The 16,395-nt window shown below is 71.0% G+C and carries 16 protein-coding genes; 9 read left to right on the top strand and 7 right to left on the bottom strand.

Translation table 11 applies throughout. The features are described from left to right. Positions 1 to 7: 7 nt before the first annotated feature. The gene (locus EIZ45_RS33475; RefSeq protein WP_205670121.1) at positions 8 to 2,170 is read left to right on the top strand and encodes a tetratricopeptide repeat protein; all 2,163 of its coding nucleotides are present in this window, start codon (positions 8 to 10) and stop codon (positions 2,168 to 2,170) included. Positions 2,171 to 3,008: 838 nt separating this feature from the next. After that, positions 3,009 to 4,601, top strand: a complete 1,593-nt coding sequence (locus EIZ45_RS33470) for an FUSC family protein (protein WP_134666544.1) — start codon at positions 3,009 to 3,011, stop codon at positions 4,599 to 4,601. Between the two features lie 146 nt (positions 4,602 to 4,747). Here the strand turns inward: EIZ45_RS33470 and EIZ45_RS33465 are convergent, their stop codons facing one another. From EIZ45_RS33465 to EIZ45_RS33455, 4 genes are all read right to left on the bottom strand, one after another. Beyond that, positions 4,748 to 5,152: a hypothetical protein gene (locus EIZ45_RS33465; protein WP_134666546.1), complete on the bottom strand. Its 405-nt coding sequence runs from the start codon at positions 5,150 to 5,152 to the stop codon at positions 4,748 to 4,750. A 4-nt stretch (positions 5,153 to 5,156) separates the two neighbouring features. Beyond that, positions 5,157 to 6,596, bottom strand: a complete 1,440-nt coding sequence (locus EIZ45_RS33460) for an MDR family MFS transporter (protein WP_134666548.1) — start codon at positions 6,594 to 6,596, stop codon at positions 5,157 to 5,159. Continuing rightward, complete coding sequence (locus tag EIZ45_RS46270) at positions 6,593 to 6,883, bottom strand: hypothetical protein (RefSeq protein WP_134666550.1); 291 nt, start codon at positions 6,881 to 6,883, stop codon at positions 6,593 to 6,595. The genes EIZ45_RS33460 and EIZ45_RS46270 overlap by 4 nt, the downstream gene beginning before the upstream one ends. A 203-nt stretch (positions 6,884 to 7,086) precedes the next feature. Next, positions 7,087 to 8,181, bottom strand: a complete 1,095-nt coding sequence (locus tag EIZ45_RS33455) for a calcium:proton antiporter (protein WP_037819523.1) — start codon at positions 8,179 to 8,181, stop codon at positions 7,087 to 7,089. Between the two features lie 199 nt (positions 8,182 to 8,380). Here EIZ45_RS33455 and EIZ45_RS33450 point away from each other — a divergent pair, with 199 nt between their 5' ends. From EIZ45_RS33450 to ctaD, 4 genes are all read left to right on the top strand, one after another. Further along, a complete protein-coding gene (locus tag EIZ45_RS33450; RefSeq protein WP_205670122.1) occupies positions 8,381 to 9,145 on the top strand; it encodes an acetate uptake transporter family protein in 765 nt (254 codons plus the stop codon). A 24-nt stretch (positions 9,146 to 9,169) separates the two neighbouring features. Then, entirely contained in the window at positions 9,170 to 9,595 is a 426-nt protein-coding gene (locus EIZ45_RS33445; protein WP_051172342.1) for an SPW repeat protein, read from the top strand. 5 nt (positions 9,596 to 9,600) lie between these two features. After that, positions 9,601 to 9,852, top strand: a complete 252-nt coding sequence (locus EIZ45_RS33440; protein WP_037819525.1) for a hypothetical protein — start codon at positions 9,601 to 9,603, stop codon at positions 9,850 to 9,852. A 103-nt stretch (positions 9,853 to 9,955) separates the two neighbouring features. Further along, entirely contained in the window at positions 9,956 to 11,662 is a 1,707-nt protein-coding gene (ctaD, locus tag EIZ45_RS33435; protein ID WP_043833386.1) for a cytochrome c oxidase subunit I, read from the top strand. A gap of 83 nt (positions 11,663 to 11,745) precedes the next feature. Here the strand turns inward: ctaD and EIZ45_RS33430 are convergent, their stop codons facing one another. From EIZ45_RS33430 to EIZ45_RS33420, 3 genes are all read right to left on the bottom strand, one after another. Further along, on the bottom strand, positions 11,746 to 12,111 hold the full coding sequence (locus tag EIZ45_RS33430; protein ID WP_199818137.1) for an RNA-binding S4 domain-containing protein: 366 nt from the start codon (positions 12,109 to 12,111) through the stop codon (positions 11,746 to 11,748). 7 nt (positions 12,112 to 12,118) lie between these two features. After that, positions 12,119 to 13,048, bottom strand: coding sequence for a hypothetical protein (locus EIZ45_RS33425; RefSeq protein WP_037819528.1), 930 nt, complete (start codon positions 13,046 to 13,048; stop codon positions 12,119 to 12,121). Positions 13,049 to 13,131: 83 nt separating this feature from the next. After that, positions 13,132 to 13,959 carry a MerR family transcriptional regulator gene (locus EIZ45_RS33420; RefSeq protein ID WP_037819529.1) on the bottom strand — a complete coding sequence of 276 codons (828 nt, stop codon included), beginning with the start codon at positions 13,957 to 13,959 and terminating at the stop codon, positions 13,132 to 13,134. A 269-nt stretch (positions 13,960 to 14,228) separates the two neighbouring features. Here EIZ45_RS33420 and EIZ45_RS33415 point away from each other — a divergent pair, with 269 nt between their 5' ends. The 3 genes from EIZ45_RS33415 (at position 14,229) to EIZ45_RS33405 (ending at position 16,391) form a co-directional block, all read left to right on the top strand. Beyond that, complete coding sequence (locus EIZ45_RS33415; protein ID WP_134666552.1) at positions 14,229 to 14,921, top strand: YafY family protein; 693 nt, start codon at positions 14,229 to 14,231, stop codon at positions 14,919 to 14,921. A 63-nt stretch (positions 14,922 to 14,984) separates the two neighbouring features. Next, positions 14,985 to 15,569 carry a nuclear transport factor 2 family protein gene (locus tag EIZ45_RS33410; RefSeq protein WP_134666554.1) on the top strand — a complete coding sequence of 195 codons (585 nt, stop codon included), beginning with the start codon at positions 14,985 to 14,987 and terminating at the stop codon, positions 15,567 to 15,569. A 66-nt stretch (positions 15,570 to 15,635) separates the two neighbouring features. Beyond that, positions 15,636 to 16,391: an alpha/beta fold hydrolase gene (locus tag EIZ45_RS33405; RefSeq protein ID WP_240690776.1), complete on the top strand. Its 756-nt coding sequence runs from the start codon at positions 15,636 to 15,638 to the stop codon at positions 16,389 to 16,391. Positions 16,392 to 16,395 lie beyond the last annotated feature (4 nt).

Below are 16,395 nucleotides of genomic sequence, written 5' to 3'. Positions count from 1 at the left end.
GGGGCGGATGACAGCGCGCGCGACGTTCGGGGCGGAACTGCGGCGGCTGCGCACCTCGGCCGGGCTGTCGCTCGCCGAACTGGCCGGACGGGTGCATTACAGCAAGGGGTACCTGAGCAAGGTCGAAACCGGCCTCGCTGCCCCGAATTCCACACTCGCGGCATTGTGCGAATCCGAATTCGGCACTCCAGGAGCCCTTACCGCACTGGTTCCCGCGGAAACCGGAAAACGCCGGACTCGTCCGGACGTCCGCCCGTCCGGCCTCCCTCCGGTAACCGCCGACTTCACCGGCCGCGATGCCGAATCCCAGACCGTGCGCGAGATCCTGGAGTCCGACGGCGGAGTCTGCGTCATTTCCGGCATGGGAGGAGCCGGCAAGACGGCACTGGCGGTGCGGTGCGCGTACCGGCTGGAGGCGTCCTTCGCCGACGGCAGCCTCTTTCTCGATCTCCGCGGCACCTCCGACGAACCGGTCACGCCCGCCGACGCGCACGACCGTCTGCTGCGGATCCTCGAGGTGCCCGCCGACCGGATCCCGGCCGATCCCGACGACCGCGCGGCGCTCTTCCGGACTTGCCTGCGCGGCCGGAGTTTCCTGCTGGTGCTGGACAACGCGGGCAGCACCGGGCAAGTGCGCCCACTGCTGCCCGCGGAACCGAAATGCCGGGTCGTGATCACCAGCCGCAGCCGCCTGCCCGCATTGGACGAAGCCGAGCACGTCTCGCTGGGCGTCCTCCCGTCCGCTTCCGCCGCCGCCCTGGTCGCCACTCTGACCGGGGCGCCCCCGGATGCTGCCCTGCGCATCGCAGACCGCTGCGGCCGCCTTCCGCTGGCGATCCGGATCGCCGCCGCCCGCCTGCGCGCCCACCCAGCATGGGATGTCGCGGAGTTGGAACGCCGCCTGGCCGACGAAACCCGCCGCCTGGGCGAGCTCGACGACGGCGAACGAAGCCTCGCCGCCGCCTTCCGGTTGTCAGTCCGCCAATTGGAGCAGCCGGAAGCGCGGCTGTTCGGGTTGCTGGCCCTGCACCCCGGCGTCGACTTCGACGTCACCGCGGCGCAAGCGCTCGGTTCCCTGGACGCGGTGGCGGCTGAGCGTCTGCTGGACCGCCTGCACCAGGCGTACCTGCTCACCCAGCCGGAACTGGGCCGGTACGGTTTCCACGACCTGGTAAGGGTTTTCGCCGCCTCCGACGTGCCCGGCGAGGATGCGCTCCGCCGCTTGGCCGATTTCTCGGTCGCGACCGCGGAACGCGCCGACCGAGCGCTGAGCGGCCCACGGTACCGCCCGGAGGTGACCTACCCGCCCGGGCTGCCCGAGGTGGAATTCCCGGATCAGGACAGCGCGATCGCGTGGTTCCGCGCCGAATGGCCGAACCTGGTCGCACTCTGCCGCCGGACCGGGGAGTCCGAGCGATGCTGGCAGCTGGCGTTCTTCCTGCGGGGCTTCTTCTACCTGACCAAACTGTGGGACCCGTGGATCGCGACGCACCGCTGGGCCCGCGCCGCCGCCGAAGCTGTCGGCAACCGTTGGGCCGCCGCGACGACCACCGCGAACCTGGGAATCGCGTACGTCGACCGCGGCGATCTGGACGAGGCGTCCCGGTGCTACCGCCAGGCCCTGCGGGAGTACCGGGAAATCGGCGACCGCCACGGCGAAGCGACCGCCCTGGCGCATGCCGCGTGGGCCGAGCACTATCGGGGCAACCACGAACAAGCCCTGCGGGACCTGCGCTCCGCAGCCGATTTCTACGCCCTGACCGGCAACCGACGCAGCGGCGCCATTACGACGCGAGGTGTCGCCCTGGTCCTGACCGCGCTGGGACGGCCTGCCGAAGCTGCCCGCCTGGTCGAGGAAACGCTGACGGTTTTTGAGGAACTGGGGCTGGAACTGGACATCGTGATGGGACTGAACTGCCTAGGCTGGGCACGATTCCGCGCCGGTGATCATCCGGGTGCTGAGTCGGCGTACCGGGAAGCGGCCACCCGCGCGGAGACCTGCGGCAGCACCCACGAGGCGGCGCGGGCTTGCCTGGGATTGGGAAATGTCGCTGCGGCGCAGGGAATTGCGGATGAGGCTGCGACGCAGTGGGAACGGGCCGAGGCGACCCACCCGGATCTCGACCAAGTGACGGTGGGGGAGGCGGCTGCGCGGGCAGAGTTCCGGTGAACGGCGGAGGCGGCTGGCTTCTCCGGGGCGGCTGGGCTGAGGTCGGTGCGGCGGGTTTGTCGAGTTCAGGCCGGGGCGGTTGAGTAAACGCCGGTCGCTGATCTTGCTCGGGAGGTTCGCGGACCTGGGTGTGCCGGTCGAAGCGGTGAGAAGCGATCGCTGTTCTGCGAGCGTTGGCCGTCGCCTGACCGGGCCTGACAATCCGTGTGCGATAGCGGAGTCTCTGCTGGCTCCGGATTCGCCTGGGATGAGGGCGGTGCGGCGGGTCTGTCGAGTTCAGGTCTGGCTCATGAGGGATGCGGGCCGGAGCATCGGTCGAAGAGAGCGAGAAGTGACCGCCGCTCGGCGGGCAGCGGACGAGTACGGCGGCTCGATCGTCGCGAAACGAGAGCGCGCTGCTGCGATGCACGAGGGCTGGCGTGGTGCACGAGCGACGGGCCGCATTCGGCGGGGTTGGCCGTGGTTTCTGTCCGCCGGAATTAGTTGGGGGGCGGCGGGCTGGCGTGACGGCTGTGTTCGCGGGGCTGGTGGTTGTCTTCTGCTCGCAGGGGTTAGCCAGCGGAGCTTGAGGGCTGGGTGTCGCGGTTGGTTGGCGTGACGGCTGTGTTCGCCGGGCTGGCGGTCGTCCTCTGCCCGCGGGGTTCGTGAGCAGAGCCCGAGGGCTGGGGGTGAGCGGCGAGGCGGGGGACAGCCGCGTTGGGTGGGCCGGGCAGTGTCTCTCCGTCCGCAGGCCAGGCGTTTCGGTTGCGGAGCAAACCCGGCATCGGGAGTGTGCCCGCGGTCTCTGCCAGCCGTGGCCGGGCTTTCCGGGTGGGTGGCGTCGTGTTGGGATGGGCGGATGGAGTCGCCCGAGCCGGTTGAGCAGTTGCCTCGCGTGGCGGGTTTTCGGGCGCTGATGTTCGCCTTGCCGCCGGTCGGGCGGAGGTGGTCGGCGGGGTTGCGGGCAGCGGCGGCGGTGGCCGTTCCGGGGATCGCGCTGGTGTTGGCGGGGGCCTCGGCCTCGGCGTTGTTTGTCACGCTGGGGACGTTCGCGGTCTTGTACGGCGAAGGACGGCCGTACCGGGTTCGGGCGGGTGTCGTGGCTACTGCTGGCGCCGGGTTGCTCGCGGCGGCTGCGCTGGGGGCTTCGGTGGGGACCGTGGTGCCGCCGGGGCCGGTGTCGGTGCTGGTGGTCTCTGTGGTGGCGGTGCTGGCGACCTACGTCGTCGACGCGTTGCGGCTCGGACCGCCGGGGCCGTTGTTCTTCGCGCTCGTGTGCGCGGGTGCGCAGGCGGCGGTCGAGGCTGGTGCCCGGCCGTGGGTGGTGCTGGGGTGCGCTGCGGCGGGGGTCGGATCGTCGGTTGTGGTGTCGATGGCCGGGGTGCTGGTTGACCGGACCAAGCCGGAGCGGACGGCTGTCGAGCGTGCGGTGCGGGCTGTCGACGCGTTCATCTCGGCCGAGCGGAAGACGGCGGAGGCTCGGCACGCGGCCGGTGCCGCGGTGTCTGCGGCGTGGACTTCCCTGCATGACGCGGGACATCCGCGCCGGGGCACGCAACCGGACCTGGTGGCGGCGTTGCTTGCTGCCCATCGGCGGTTCGCGGACGCTTCGCCGGGCGAGTCCGTCGAGCTGCCGCCGGGGAAGCTGCCGTTGCCGCGACCGAACCTCGGGTACCGGCTGCGGCGGGCGGTTCCGTTGCGGTCGCATGCCGCTTTGACGGCGTTGCGCGTCGGTGCCGGTTGCGTGGTCGCCGGGGAACTGGCGGTGGCGGTCGGGTTTGGACGGCCGCACTGGGCGGTGCTGAGTGCGTTGGTGGTGCTGCAGCAGGGGTTGGACCGGCGGCGGGCGAATGTCCGTGCGCTGCACCGGTTTGTCGGGACCGCGGCCGGGCTTGTGCTGTTCGGGCTGGTGATGATGGTCGCGCCGTCCGGGGTGGTGCTGATTTTGATTCTGGCGGTGTTGCAGTTCTGCGTGGAGCTGGTGGTGCCGCGGAATTACGCGGTGGCGACAGTCGTCATCACGCCGCTCGCCCTGCTGGCTGCCGGGGTGGCGAGCCAGCCGGGGCCGGTGTGGCCCGCGGTGGCGGACCGTTTCGCGCAGACGGCGATCGGGGTCGTGGTGGCGGTGGCTGTGCAGTATGCGGTGGCGCCGCGTGCGCACCGGAAGACGTTGGACTGGACCGGGTCTCGAGTGCGCGCCGCCGCGCGGGCGGTGCTGGCCGGTGCGCCGGTTCCGCGTGCGGCTGCGCGCCGGGACCTCCAGTTCGAGCTGGAAGGCGCGACCCGGGCCGGGGTGGATTCGGTGCACAACGAGCCCGGATGGGCTGCCGAGCGCTGGCCCGCCCACGCCGCCCTGGTCCACGACGGCTACGACCTGCTCCAAGCCTGCTGGTCCGCGCCGGACGGCAGGGTGCGGGACGTCGAACGGTGGGAGCGCGCTTTCCGCCGCTGAGACCGAAACGCCCGCCCCGGGACTGGGGCCAGGGCCAGGGCCGTGAGGGGAACCCTGAGGGAATCAGATTCCCTCAGGGTTCCCCTCACGGCACCTATGCCGTAAACCGGACAGGATCATGCATCAGCAGGTCGGCCCGCAGCCGGTCATCGAGGACGCAGGGCTGCCTCGACCTCCTCCTGCTCCGCCGCGCCGGGGACGATCGTCAGCGGGCCCGCGACGTCCAGCAGGCCTGGATGCCGGACGGTCCAGTTCAGCACCGGCAGCGAGTCCTTCGTGAGGTCGTGTGCGGACGTCACGGTGACCCCGGGCGTCGGGCCGCAGGTGACGACGTCTGCGGACGGGCCGCGGCCGTCGCTGTGGCAGAAGGCGGCTCGGCCGTCGGCGGATAGGGCCAGCAGCGCCGGGGTGCCGTCGGCGGTGGTGGCTGGCAGGACGTGGTCGTAGCCTGCCAACCGGCGCGTGATCAGGCGGTGGACGCGTCGGCCGCGGATGCTGGTCATCGGCGCGGTGTAGGTGCGGGCTACGGCGTCGAGCCGCTCTGAGTCCACGGGATCAGGCCTCCTCCGGTTGTTCCGGGCGGGGCGACCGGACGAACCAGGCTCCGATCACCGCGGCCACACCGATGCAGCCAGCGACGAGGAACGCCATGTGCAGGCCGTCGGCATCGGGGCTTACTGCCGCGTGTTCGGCGCTGCTCAGGGTCGCGACGCTGATGAACACGGCGGTGCCCAGGGCACCGGCGACCTGTTGGAGCGTCGAGAGGATCGCGCTGCCGTGCGAGTAGAGGTGGTCGGGCAGCGCTGCCAGCGATTCGGTCATCAGCGGCGTCATCATCAGGCCGAGACCGGCCATCAGGACGATGTGGATGCCGATCACCGCGATCAGCGGCGAACCCGGGCCCAGCAACGAGAACAGCCACAGCGAGACCGCCATCGCGAGCGCGCCGGGCAGGACCAGCGGGCGCGCGCCGACCCGGTCGAACAGGGCGCCGACCGGACGGCCGAGCAGGCCCAGCACCAGACCTCCGGGCAGGACGGCCAGGCCGCTGACGAAGGTGGACTTGTGCAGGACGGTCTGCAGGTACAGCGGCAGCAGGATCGCGCCCGCGCCGATCAGGCACATGAACAGCAACGCGCTGAGCCCCAGCGCGACGACGAAACTGCGGTGGGTGAACGGTCGCAGGTCGAGCAGGGCGCGGTCGCGTTGCTGCAGGCGAAGCTGCCGCCAGCCGAACACCGCCAGCGAAACCACGCCGACGACGATCGGCAGCCACGGCGGCACCAGCGCGGTCTCGGCGGATTCGCCCGCGGACGACAGGCCGTACAGGACTCCACCGAAACCGATCGCCGACAGGACGACCGAGAGCACGTCGAGCGGGACCGCGCGGGTTTCGCTGTCGATCCGCAGCTGCAGCATCCCCGTGACCAGCGCGGCCAGCGACAGCGGCAGCACGATGAAGAACATCCACCGCCAGCCGAGCGACGACAGCACCGCGCCGCCGATCGTGGGGCCGATCGCGGGCGCGACCGCGATGACGATGCTGATCGTGCCCATCGTCGCGCCGCGGCGCTGTGCGGGCACGAGCCGCATGACGGTGGTCATCAGCAGCGGGATCATCACCGCGGTGCCGCACGCCTGCACGACGCGGCCCGCCATCAGCAGGCCGAAACCGGGCGCGACGCCGCACAGCAGCGTGCCGAGGCTGAACGAGGCGAGCGAGAAGACGAACACCTGCCGCGGCGTGAACCGTTCGAGCAGGAACCCCGTCGTCGGGATCACCACCGCCATGGTGAGCAGGAAACCGCTGGTGAGCCACTGGATCGTGGTGGTCGGGACGGCCAGGTCGACGGTGAGGTCGCGCAGCGCGACGCTCAGGATGGTCTCGTTGAGGATCATCACGAACGCCGACAGCACGAGCACGCTGATCAGCAGGCCGGGCTTGGCGGCCGGGCGCTCCAGTGCTTCCGTGGCGGGGGAGGAGACGCCGCTCATCGGCGCACCTCGCTGACCGAGGCGAGGGCGCTCGCGAAGGCGGCGGGCACGAGGTCGGCGGCGCGAACGAAGCGGGCGCCGGCCGACGGAAGGCTGCCGGGGAAAGCTCTGCGCGCGGCTTCACCGGCCGCTGCGGACGGGGTTGGGGACTGCTGGATCTTCACCTGGCCAGGATACGGAGAAGCACCGACAAAACCGGCGGCCTTTTCCTCCCGCGGACCGCGGCGGCGGCCCGCGAAGAGCCTCGGGAAGCGGCGGAAAAAGCGGCTCGACCAGCGGTCGGTCACCAGCCGCGGCAACGATAAGCGAATCGGGAATCTCGTCTGCGGGCTCGGCGTGACAGGATCGCCGGGCGGCTCTTCTCCCGCCGAGGTCCGTGAGGGGCTCCTTCACGGACTTGGATTCCCGCAAGGCGTCCTTCACGGCCCTCGCCACCGCGCGCGAAGCGGTCAGCAGAAGCTCCATTGTGGAGCGTTCCGCCAGCACACCGTCACGGATTCATCGCCAGCACCAGGAATCCCGCCAGCAACACCAGATGCACCCCGCCCTGAAGCCGCGTAGCCCGCCCCGGCACCACCGTCAGCACACTGACCACCACTGTGAGCGCCAGCAGCACGATGTGCGTCGGCCCGAGACCGAGCAGCAACGGGCCCTTCAGCCACACCGATGCGAGCGCGATGACCGGAATCGTCAGGCCGATGCTGGCGATCGCGGAGCCGTACGCGAGGTTGAGGCTGATCTGCATCCGGTCGCGCCGTGCCGCGCGGACCGCCGCGAGCGTTTCCGGGGCCAGGATCAGCAGGGCGATCACCACGCCCACGAAGGACTGCGGCAGCCCGGCCGCGCGCACGCCGGCCTCGATCGCCGGGGACTCGACCTTCGCCAGACCGACCACGGTGACCAGCGCGATCAGCAGCAGAACGAGGCTCACCAAGGTCTTCTGGGCGCTCGGCGGTTCCGCGTGCTCCTCCTCGCGGGTCTCGCCGTCATGGTCGACGGGAAGGAAGAAATCGCGGTGGCGGACGGTCTGCGTCATCACGAAAGTGGCGTAGAGAACCAAGGACGCACCGGCCGCGAAAGCCAGCTGCGGCCCGGAAAAGGCCGGTCCGGGCGTGCTCGCGGTGAACGTCGGCAGGACGAGGCTCAGCGTCGCCAGCGTGCCGACCGTCGCCAGGGCCGCGCCGCTGCCTTCGGGGTGGAAGCGCGTTTCCCCGTACCGGCGCGCACCCACGAGAAGCGACAGCCCGACGATGCCGTTGGTGGTGATCATCACCGCGGCGAACACCGTGTCGCGCGCCAGGGTTTCGGCCTTGTCGCCGCCGGAAGCCATCATCGTGACGATCAGCGCGACTTCGATCACGGTCACCGCGACCGCGAGCACCAGCGAGCCGTACGGTTCGCCGACCCGGTGCGCCACGACCTCGGCGTGGTGGACCGCGGCGAGAACCGTGCCCGCCAGCGCGATCGCGACCAGCGCGACCGGCACCGGACCCAGCGTGCGTCCCCAAGTGAGCGCCAGCAGGACCAGGGCGAGCAGCGGCAGCAAAGTGGTCCAGGACAACAGATAACCGCGGACGCTCGCCATGCGCACACCCTGGCATATCGGACCCCTGGTCGCCGGGCATCCGGCCCGCGCGGGGGAGTGTCGCGTCCGAAATGGACACTGCCCGTTGCCCGGCCGGGCACGAAATTCACTCGTTCGGCCTAGCGAATGCAGGGTTCCGCAGGTCGGCGGCGGGGTACGCGCGGCGGACAGGGGTGGTCGGCGCGGAAAGGAGCCGAGGATGACCCGGGAAATGAAGATGGCCGACCGCGCGATGCCGGCAGGCGGCGACGGCGCGGAGTATTCCTTCTGGCGCGAGCACACGCACATCAATCTCAGTCCGGTGGCCGCACCGTCGATCCTGGGACTCGCCGGGTTCGCGGTGTCCACGTTCATGGTGGCGGCCAACATGGCCGGCTGGTTCGGCGACAGCACGACGACGCCCCTGCTGCTCGCCCCCTTCGCGTTCGCCTTCGGCGGCGTCGCGCAGTTCCTCGCCGGGATGTGGTCCTACCGGGCCCGGGACGCGCTCGCCACGGTGATCCACGGGGCGTGGGGCGCGTTCTGGATCGGCTTCGGCGTCTACCAGCTGTTCGTCGGCCTCGGCGGGCTGCCGTCGACGGCGGCGAGCCCGGTCGCGGCGGCCGCGATCGGCTTCTGGTTCATCGGGCTCGCGGCGATCACCTGGACCGGCGCGCTCGCCGCGCTGGCGGAAAGCCTCGTGCTCTGCGCGCTGCTCGCGGTCCTCGCCGCCGCGTCGACGCTGCTGGCGATCGGCCTGATCGGCGACGTCGGCGTCGTGCGCACCATCGCCGCCTACTTCCTGCTCGTGTCCGCGGTGCTGGCCTGGTACGCGTGCAGCGCGATGGTCCTCGAAGCGGCGCACCACCGGGTGGTCCTGCCGATGGGCCTGCGCGTCCCGCGCTCCGCCCGGACCACGACGGTGCCGTTGCACCAGGCGATCCAGTTCGATCACGGCGAACCGGGAATCAAGGCCGGGCAGTAGCCCCGGCGAGGAGGTGACCACCGGATGAAGATGAGCATGGCGCTCACCGCGTTCACGCCGCGGGACCGGAAGCTGCGGGAAAGCAGGCTGCCGCTGACCGCCGAGTTCCTGGCCGGGGCGTGGCTGGTGTTCGCGGCGTTCGCGTACAGCTACTCGTTCACGCTGTCCGCGACGGCCGGGTTCTGGAACAGCCTCGCGTGCGGGATCGCCGTGGCGGCGGTCGCGCTGGTCCGGTTCGGCCTGCCGGAACGCGCGCGCTGGCTGGGACTGGTCAACGTCGCGATCGGGTTCTGGCTCATCGCCGCGCCGTTCGCGTTCGGCTACCCGGTCGACGGGCACCGCGACGCGATCCGCACGAATTCGCTGATCGTCGGCGTGCTGCTGGCGATCTTCTCGGTGATCTCGGTGACTGTCGCCTATCGCAGGCACAGCGGCGAGTTCCGGGAGTGAGGAGGGTGTACTGGCCGGTGCTGGCGGTGCTCGCGATCGGCGTGCTCGCTTTGGGCAGCGCGGGATTGCGTGCGCGCAAGGCGACGCCGCCGGCCCGGAAAGAGGCGCTCGTCGGGGCCTGGCTGGTGGCCGCGTCGGGCGTGGTGTGGTGGGCGTCCGCGCCCGCCGCCGGAGCGGTGCTGCTGGTGGTCGGCGCGGCCGTCGTGTTCGGTGCGGCGCTGACGAACGGGCAGTTGCCGTATCACCGGGACAGCTGACACAAGCCGGGGTTTGCCGCGGGTCCCGGCCGGTTACCCGCCCCGGGTGAGGCCGGGCGGCCGCGGGCTGCCCGGCGATCGTCGGGTGCGCGGGAGGTCGGTCATGACACAGCTGAAGCCCCGGCCAGTGGTGATCGCCGCCGCGCCGCGCCGGGGCAAGAAGGGCTCGGTGCTGCTGGGCATCCTGCGCACCACCGACCACAAGCAGATCGGGCTGCTCTACCTCGGCACGTCGTTCGCGTTCTTCCTGGTCGGCGGCGCGATGGCGCTGCTGATGCGCGGCGAACTGGCCCAGCCGGGACTGCAATTCCTGTCGCAGGAGCAGTACAACCAGCTGTTCACCATGCACGGCACGATCATGCTGCTGCTGTACGCGACGCCGAATGTGTTCGGTTTCGCCAATTTCGTGCTGCCGCTGCAGATCGGCTCTCCGGATGTCGCGTTTCCGCGATTGAACGCGTTTTCCTACTGGTTGTACCTTTTCGGCGGATTGATCGTCCTGAGCGCGTTCCTCACGCCGGCCGGGGCTCCGGACTTCGGCTGGACCGCTTACACGCCGCTGTCCGACGCCGTCCACAGTCCCGGTGTCGGCGGCGACCTGTGGATCATGGGCCTGATCGTGTCCGGTCTGGGAACCATTCTCGGCGCGGTCAACATGACCACCACGATCCTGTGCCTGCGGGCTCCGGGAATGACGATGTTCCGGATGCCGCTTTTCACCTGGAACATTTTCTTCACCGCGATTCTCGTGCTGATCGCGTTCCCGATCCTCACCGCCGCGCTGTTCGCGCTGGAGGCGGACCGAAGGCTCGGCGCGCACGTTTTCGACCCGGCGAACGGCGGGGCGATCCTCTGGCAGCACCTGTTCTGGTTCTTCGGCCATCCCGAGGTGTACATCGTCGCGCTGCCGTATTTCGGGATCGTCACCGAGATCATCCCGGTGTTCAGCCGGAAACCGCTCTACGGCTACCGGCTGATGGTGTTCGCGACGGTCGGCATCACCGGGCTTTCCGCGACGGTGTGGGCGCACCACATGTTCGCCACCGGCGCGGTGCTGCTGCCGTTCTTCTCGATCATGACCTTCCTGATCGCGGTGCCGACCGGGCTGAAGTTCTTCAACTGGATCGGCACGATGTGGAAGGGGACGCTGTCGTTCGAATCGCCGATGCTGTGGTCGGTCGGATTCCTCGTCACGTTCCTGCTCGGCGGCCTGACCGGGGTGCTGCTGGCCGCGCCCGCGCTGGACTTCCACATCACCGACACCTATTTCGTCGTCGCGCACTTCCACTACGTGCTGTTCGGCACGATCGTGTTCGCCACGTTCGCCGGGATCTACTTCTGGTTCCCGAAGATGACCGGACGGATGCTCGACGAATCGCTCGCCAAATGGCACTTCTGGACCACGTTCATCGGCTTCCACACGACGTTCCTGGTGCAGCACTGGCTCGGCGCGGAAGGAATGCCGCGACGGTACGCGGACTACCTCCGCAGCGACGGGTTCACCGTGCTGAACACCATTTCGACGATCGGCGCGTTCATTTTGGGCGCTTCGGTGCTGCCGTTCATCTGGAACGTGGTGAAGAGCTACCGCTACGGCGAGAAGGTCAACGTGGACGACCCGTGGGGCTTCGGCAATTCCCTGGAATGGGCCACGTCGAGCCCGCCGCCGCGGCACAATTTCACCGAACTGCCGCGGATCCGCTCCGAACGGCCCGCTTTCGAACTGCACTATCCCGACATGGTCGAGCGGATGCGGGAGGAGCAGCACATCCATTGGGGCAAGCGCGCGAAGGCGGAATCGGACGCCTGATCAGGCCAGCCACATCAGCGGACGCCCGGATCTCGGACGCGCACAAGGTACGCACCTGAGCCCGGCCGAGAGCCCTTGCGCGATCAGCCCTGCTGACGGCGGAACTCGTCCAGCACCCGGCGCTCCCGCTTCGTCGGACGGCCCGCGCCGCGCTCGCGGCGGGCGACCGGGATCGCGGCTTCCGGCGGCGGCTTCGGGGTGCGGTCGATGAGACAGGTGGCCGCGACGGCCGCGCCGACCCGTTTCTGGATCACCTGCACGACCTCGACCACGCGGGTCGTCGTCCCGATCCGGGCACGGACCTCGTCGCCGGGCACGACCGTGGTCGCGGGTTTCGCCGGGCGGTCGTTCACGCGCACGTGCCCGCCGCGGCAGGCGGCCGCGGCGTCGGCGCGCGTCTTGGTCAGCCGGACCGCCCAGAGCCAGCGGTCGATCCGCGTCGATTCCATGGGTCCATCATGGCGGGTCCCACTGCCAGCGCAGGCCGAGGATCCCCGGAGTGACCTCGGCCGACACGACGTGCGCGGGAAGGCCTTCGGTGATCGGCAGTTCGGCGACGGTCGTCTCCGGCCCGGCGGGGGAGTCGAGGCGGTAGGCGTGGCAGGCCCGCGGTTCGAAGCCGGGCGCGAAGTGCAGTTCGAGCAGGTGTTCGTGCACGGCGTTGCGGAACCGGCGTTCGTAGGACCAGTCCGGGCGGTCGTCGGTGAACTCGAACTCGTACTCGGCGATCGCGGTTTCGCCCCGGTCCAGCCCGCGGCCGAGGACGAGTTCGCACACGGTGAACCCTTCTTCGGCGAGGGTTTCCGTGCGCCCTGGCGAGCAGTAGCGGGTGCGCACCAGCCGCGGCGGGCAGCCGGGGCCGACGCCGTGCGCGGTGACCAGCCGGATGTGCGTGTCGTCCTCGGTCGCGCGGACGACCTCGCGCACTTCCAGCCGGTGCAGCCGCCGGTCCGGGCCCACGTGCACGGCCTCGTGGAGGCTGACGACCACCAGCGACGTCCGGTACGCCGTTTCGAACGAGTTCAGCACGCGCAGCACGGCGTTCCGGCGTCCCCACAGCCGTTCCCAGCGCACGACCGGGACCGGCGGCGGTTCCGGATCGCGTTCGATCAGCCCGGTCAGCGAGCCAGGCGGCAGGTCGAGCACGCCCTCGAGAATCCGCACGGCGACGCGCGAACGGGCGCGGGCGGGCACGGTGCGGCCGGTCCGCCAATAGCTGAGAGTCGTGGTGCTGACCGCCGCTCCCGCCGCGGCGAGCCGGTCGCGCAGCCGGTCGAGACCGAGCCCGCTGCGGTCGATGGCCAGGGTCAGGGCACGGCTGAACGGCCCGTCCGCCAGCGCGTCGGCGAGCCGGTCCGGCTGGGTGCCGGGACCTGTCGAGAACACCTGCGTCCTCCTCGGGTCGTCCCCACCCATTCGCGTCCGGAACGAGCGGCGGCGCAACCCGTCGAAGGTCGGGTCTTGGCCGGTCAGCGCGGTTCCTCGACGAACGGCTCGCACAGTTCGACGACCCATTCGCTCTCGTCGCCGGAAGTGTGGAGGTAGACCTCGCAGGGGAAGCCGTGCGCGCGGAACCCGTGCTCGTCGGTCCACCGGGCGAGCCGCTGGTAGCCGGCGAGGAATCCGCTCGCCGGCCCTCGGTGGACCAGCGTCGCGGCGCGGGCGGCGGGCAGTTCGGCCGCCTCGAGGCCGTTCGGCCGGGCGACGGCCCCGGACACCGGGAGCGCCGCGTGCACGACGACGGGATCGTCTTCGCCCGCTGGCTTTTCGTAGTAGCAGGTCAACGGCCCGGCCGGGGCGGCGTCGGATCCTTCGAGGCGGCGGCCGAGTTCCGCGCACAGCGGGCGCAGGACCGGGCTGATCGCTTCGGGAGAGAAGCTTTCGACGGTCGCGGTGAGCCGCACGACGCGCGCGGCGGGGAGGTCCTTGACGATGATTTCGGTGTCCGGCATGGCGTGCTCGCTTTCCAGCGTGCGGAGTCTCGCCTCGACCTCGGCCAGCCGGAGCCGGTCGGCGGCGACGCGTTCGGCCAGCTCGGCCCGGCGCAGGGCCAGCATGCCGCGGACCTGGTCGAGCGGGATCTGCTCGTCCAGCAGCGCGGCGACCTCGCCGAGCCCGAAGCCGAGCTCCTTGAGCGCGACGATCCGGTTCAGCGCGGCCAGCTGCCCGGCGGTGTAGCGCCGGTAGCCGGTGCACGGGTCGACCTCGGCGGGCCGGAGCAGGCCGAGCGCGTCGTAGTGCCGCAGCATGCGAACCGAAACCCGGCCGTGGCGGGCGAATTCTCCGATGGTGAACATGACCTCCCCAGCACACGCTCTGACACGGTGTGAGAGTCAAGTGTCCCCGCCGGACCGGGAACGGGCCGGCCCCCTGCGCCGACCCGCCCCGGCGGCCCCCTCGTCCCCCGACGAACGAGGGGACCTCGCCGGTCCGCCGCCCTCCACAGGACGGACCGGCGCCGGTCGCGGCTCCCGCGAACGGAACAGCGCAGGTCCGCCTTCGTGACGGCAGTCGCCCGCAAAGCCACCCGATCGGGTGAGGATCCGCAGGTCCGTAGGCTGGCCGGGTGAATCGCACGGACCGGCTGTACGCACTTGTCGAGGAGCTCCGGGCGGTCGCGCCGCGCACCCGGACCGCGGCGTGGCTGGCGTCCCGGTTCGAGGTCAGCGTGCGCACGGTCGAGCGCGACCTCGGCGCGTTGCGCGAGGCAGGCGTCCCGATCTGGACCGAAACCGGCCGGACCGGCGGCTACGGGCTCGACCGCGAACGGACCCTGCCGCCGCTCACGCTCACGCCGGAGGAAGCCATCGCGATCACCGTCGCGCTGCGTTCGGCCGCCGGTTCGCCTTTCGCGGGCGCGGCGGAGTCGGCGGCGCGCAAGGTGCTCGCGCGGCTGCCGTCCGACGTCCGCGACGCCGAACAGCACCTCGCCGCGCGGCTGCACCGGGTCGGCGAGCCCGAACCGCCCGCCGTCCACAGCGGACTGATCCTGACCGCTCTCGCCGCGCGGCGCGTCCTCCGGCTGTCGTATGTGGACGCCCAAGGCCAGGAGACCGAACGCGACGTCGAGCCGCTGGGCCTGCTGTGGGGCCCGGCGGGCTGGTACGTGCTCGGCTGGTGCCGCCTGCGCGACGCGGTCCGCGGCTTCCTGCTGGACCGGATCCGCGCCCTCGCACTGACCGGCGACCGCGTCGAGCGCCGCGAGGTCGACCTCGACGCCGAACTCGCGCGGATCTCCGCCCGCCCGCTCGGCGAGTGACCTGCGCCACGCGGCGGGAAACACCGACAGGACGGTGTCGCCGGCGGACGCGATCGTTCTCGCATGGCAAACGACCTGAACCCCGAAGAAATCCCCGCCCTCTGGTGCCGCATGTGGAACGAGGACGCCTCGCTCGCGCACCGGCTGCTCACCGCCGACGGCCGCCAGTGGTCCGGCACCAAACCCGGCCTCGACCCGCTGGTCGGCCCGGCGGACGCCGAGGCGTTCATCGCGAAGTACCAGCGCGACGTCGGAAACGTGTTCGTCCCGCGCACTTTCGTCGTCGACGGCACCGAACGGCTCGCTTTCACCTGGGACGTCACCCGGCGCGACGGCGTGGTCATCACCGGAGCCGACCTGTGCGTGCTCACCGACGGAAAGGTCTCGCGGAACTGGACGATCCCCTCGCCGGACGGCCGGTCGGAGCTGCCGGACGGGCCTGGCGAAGGCGATCTGGACCGCGAGGAATTGCGGGTGCTCGCCAAGGACGCGCACCCGTGGCACGGCGAACTGGTGCTCGACCCGGAGCGGCAGACCATCGCCGGGACCTGGTCGGACGGCTCGCGCGGCGGGATCGCGGTGCTGGTCGCGGTCGACGGCCGGGTCGACCGGGAATGGGTGGTGCCGGGGACGCGCCCGCTGCCGTGAACGAGTCGCTGGTCCGCCGCGTCAGCAGCGCGTGCGGACCAGCGGGCTCGTGCCATAGTGGACGCCGTGATCGAACTGCCCGTCCATCGGTTCCGTGCGCGCGACGGGCTCGAACTGGCCTACCGTGAGCTCGGCGAAGGTACGCCGGTCGTGTTGCTGCACGGATTCACCTCGTCCGGCGAGGCGTGGCTGCGCAGCGGGCTGGCCGAGCAACTCGCCGAACGCGGGTTCCGCGTGCTGCTGCCGGATTTCCGCGGGCACGGCGCGAGCCCGCAGCCCGGCGATCCAGCCTGCTATCCGCCGGACGTGCTCGTCGACGACGGACTCGCGTTCGCCGAGCAGCTCGGCCTGACCGAATACGCCCTGGGCGGGTACTCGCTCGGCGCGCGCGTCGCGCTCCGCATGGTCGTGCGGGGAGCGCGGCCGTCCCGGATACTCCTTGGCGGACAAGGACTTGCCGCGATGCAGCGGGGCGGCGGAGGCGGTCCGCTGCACCGGGTGCTCACGGCGTTGGCCGAGGGCCGGACGGTGGAGCGGGCCGACGCCCAGACGGCGCACTGGATCCGCCGTCTCGGCGCCGACCCGCGGGCGCTGCTGCTCGTTCTCCATTCGGTCGTGCCGATGCGCGAACTCGCCGCGCTGAACATCCCGGCGCTGGTCGTGGTCGGCAGCGAGGACGAGGGGCACGCTGACGGCGAGCCGCTCGCCCGGCTGCTGACCGCGGAGTTCGCCGCGGTTCCCGGCAATCACTACGGGGCGTCGGCCGCGCCGGAGTTCACCGCCGCGGCGGTCCGGTTCTTCGCGGACGAAGGTCCACAGTAGACGG

It is taken from the genome of Amycolatopsis sp. CFH S0740 (assembly GCF_004522315.1).
Lineage (GTDB): Bacteria > Actinomycetota > Actinomycetes > Mycobacteriales > Pseudonocardiaceae > Amycolatopsis > Amycolatopsis nivea.
The sequence above is the reverse complement of the archived record's forward strand: the minus strand, read 5'-3'. Positions and strand labels throughout refer to the sequence as shown.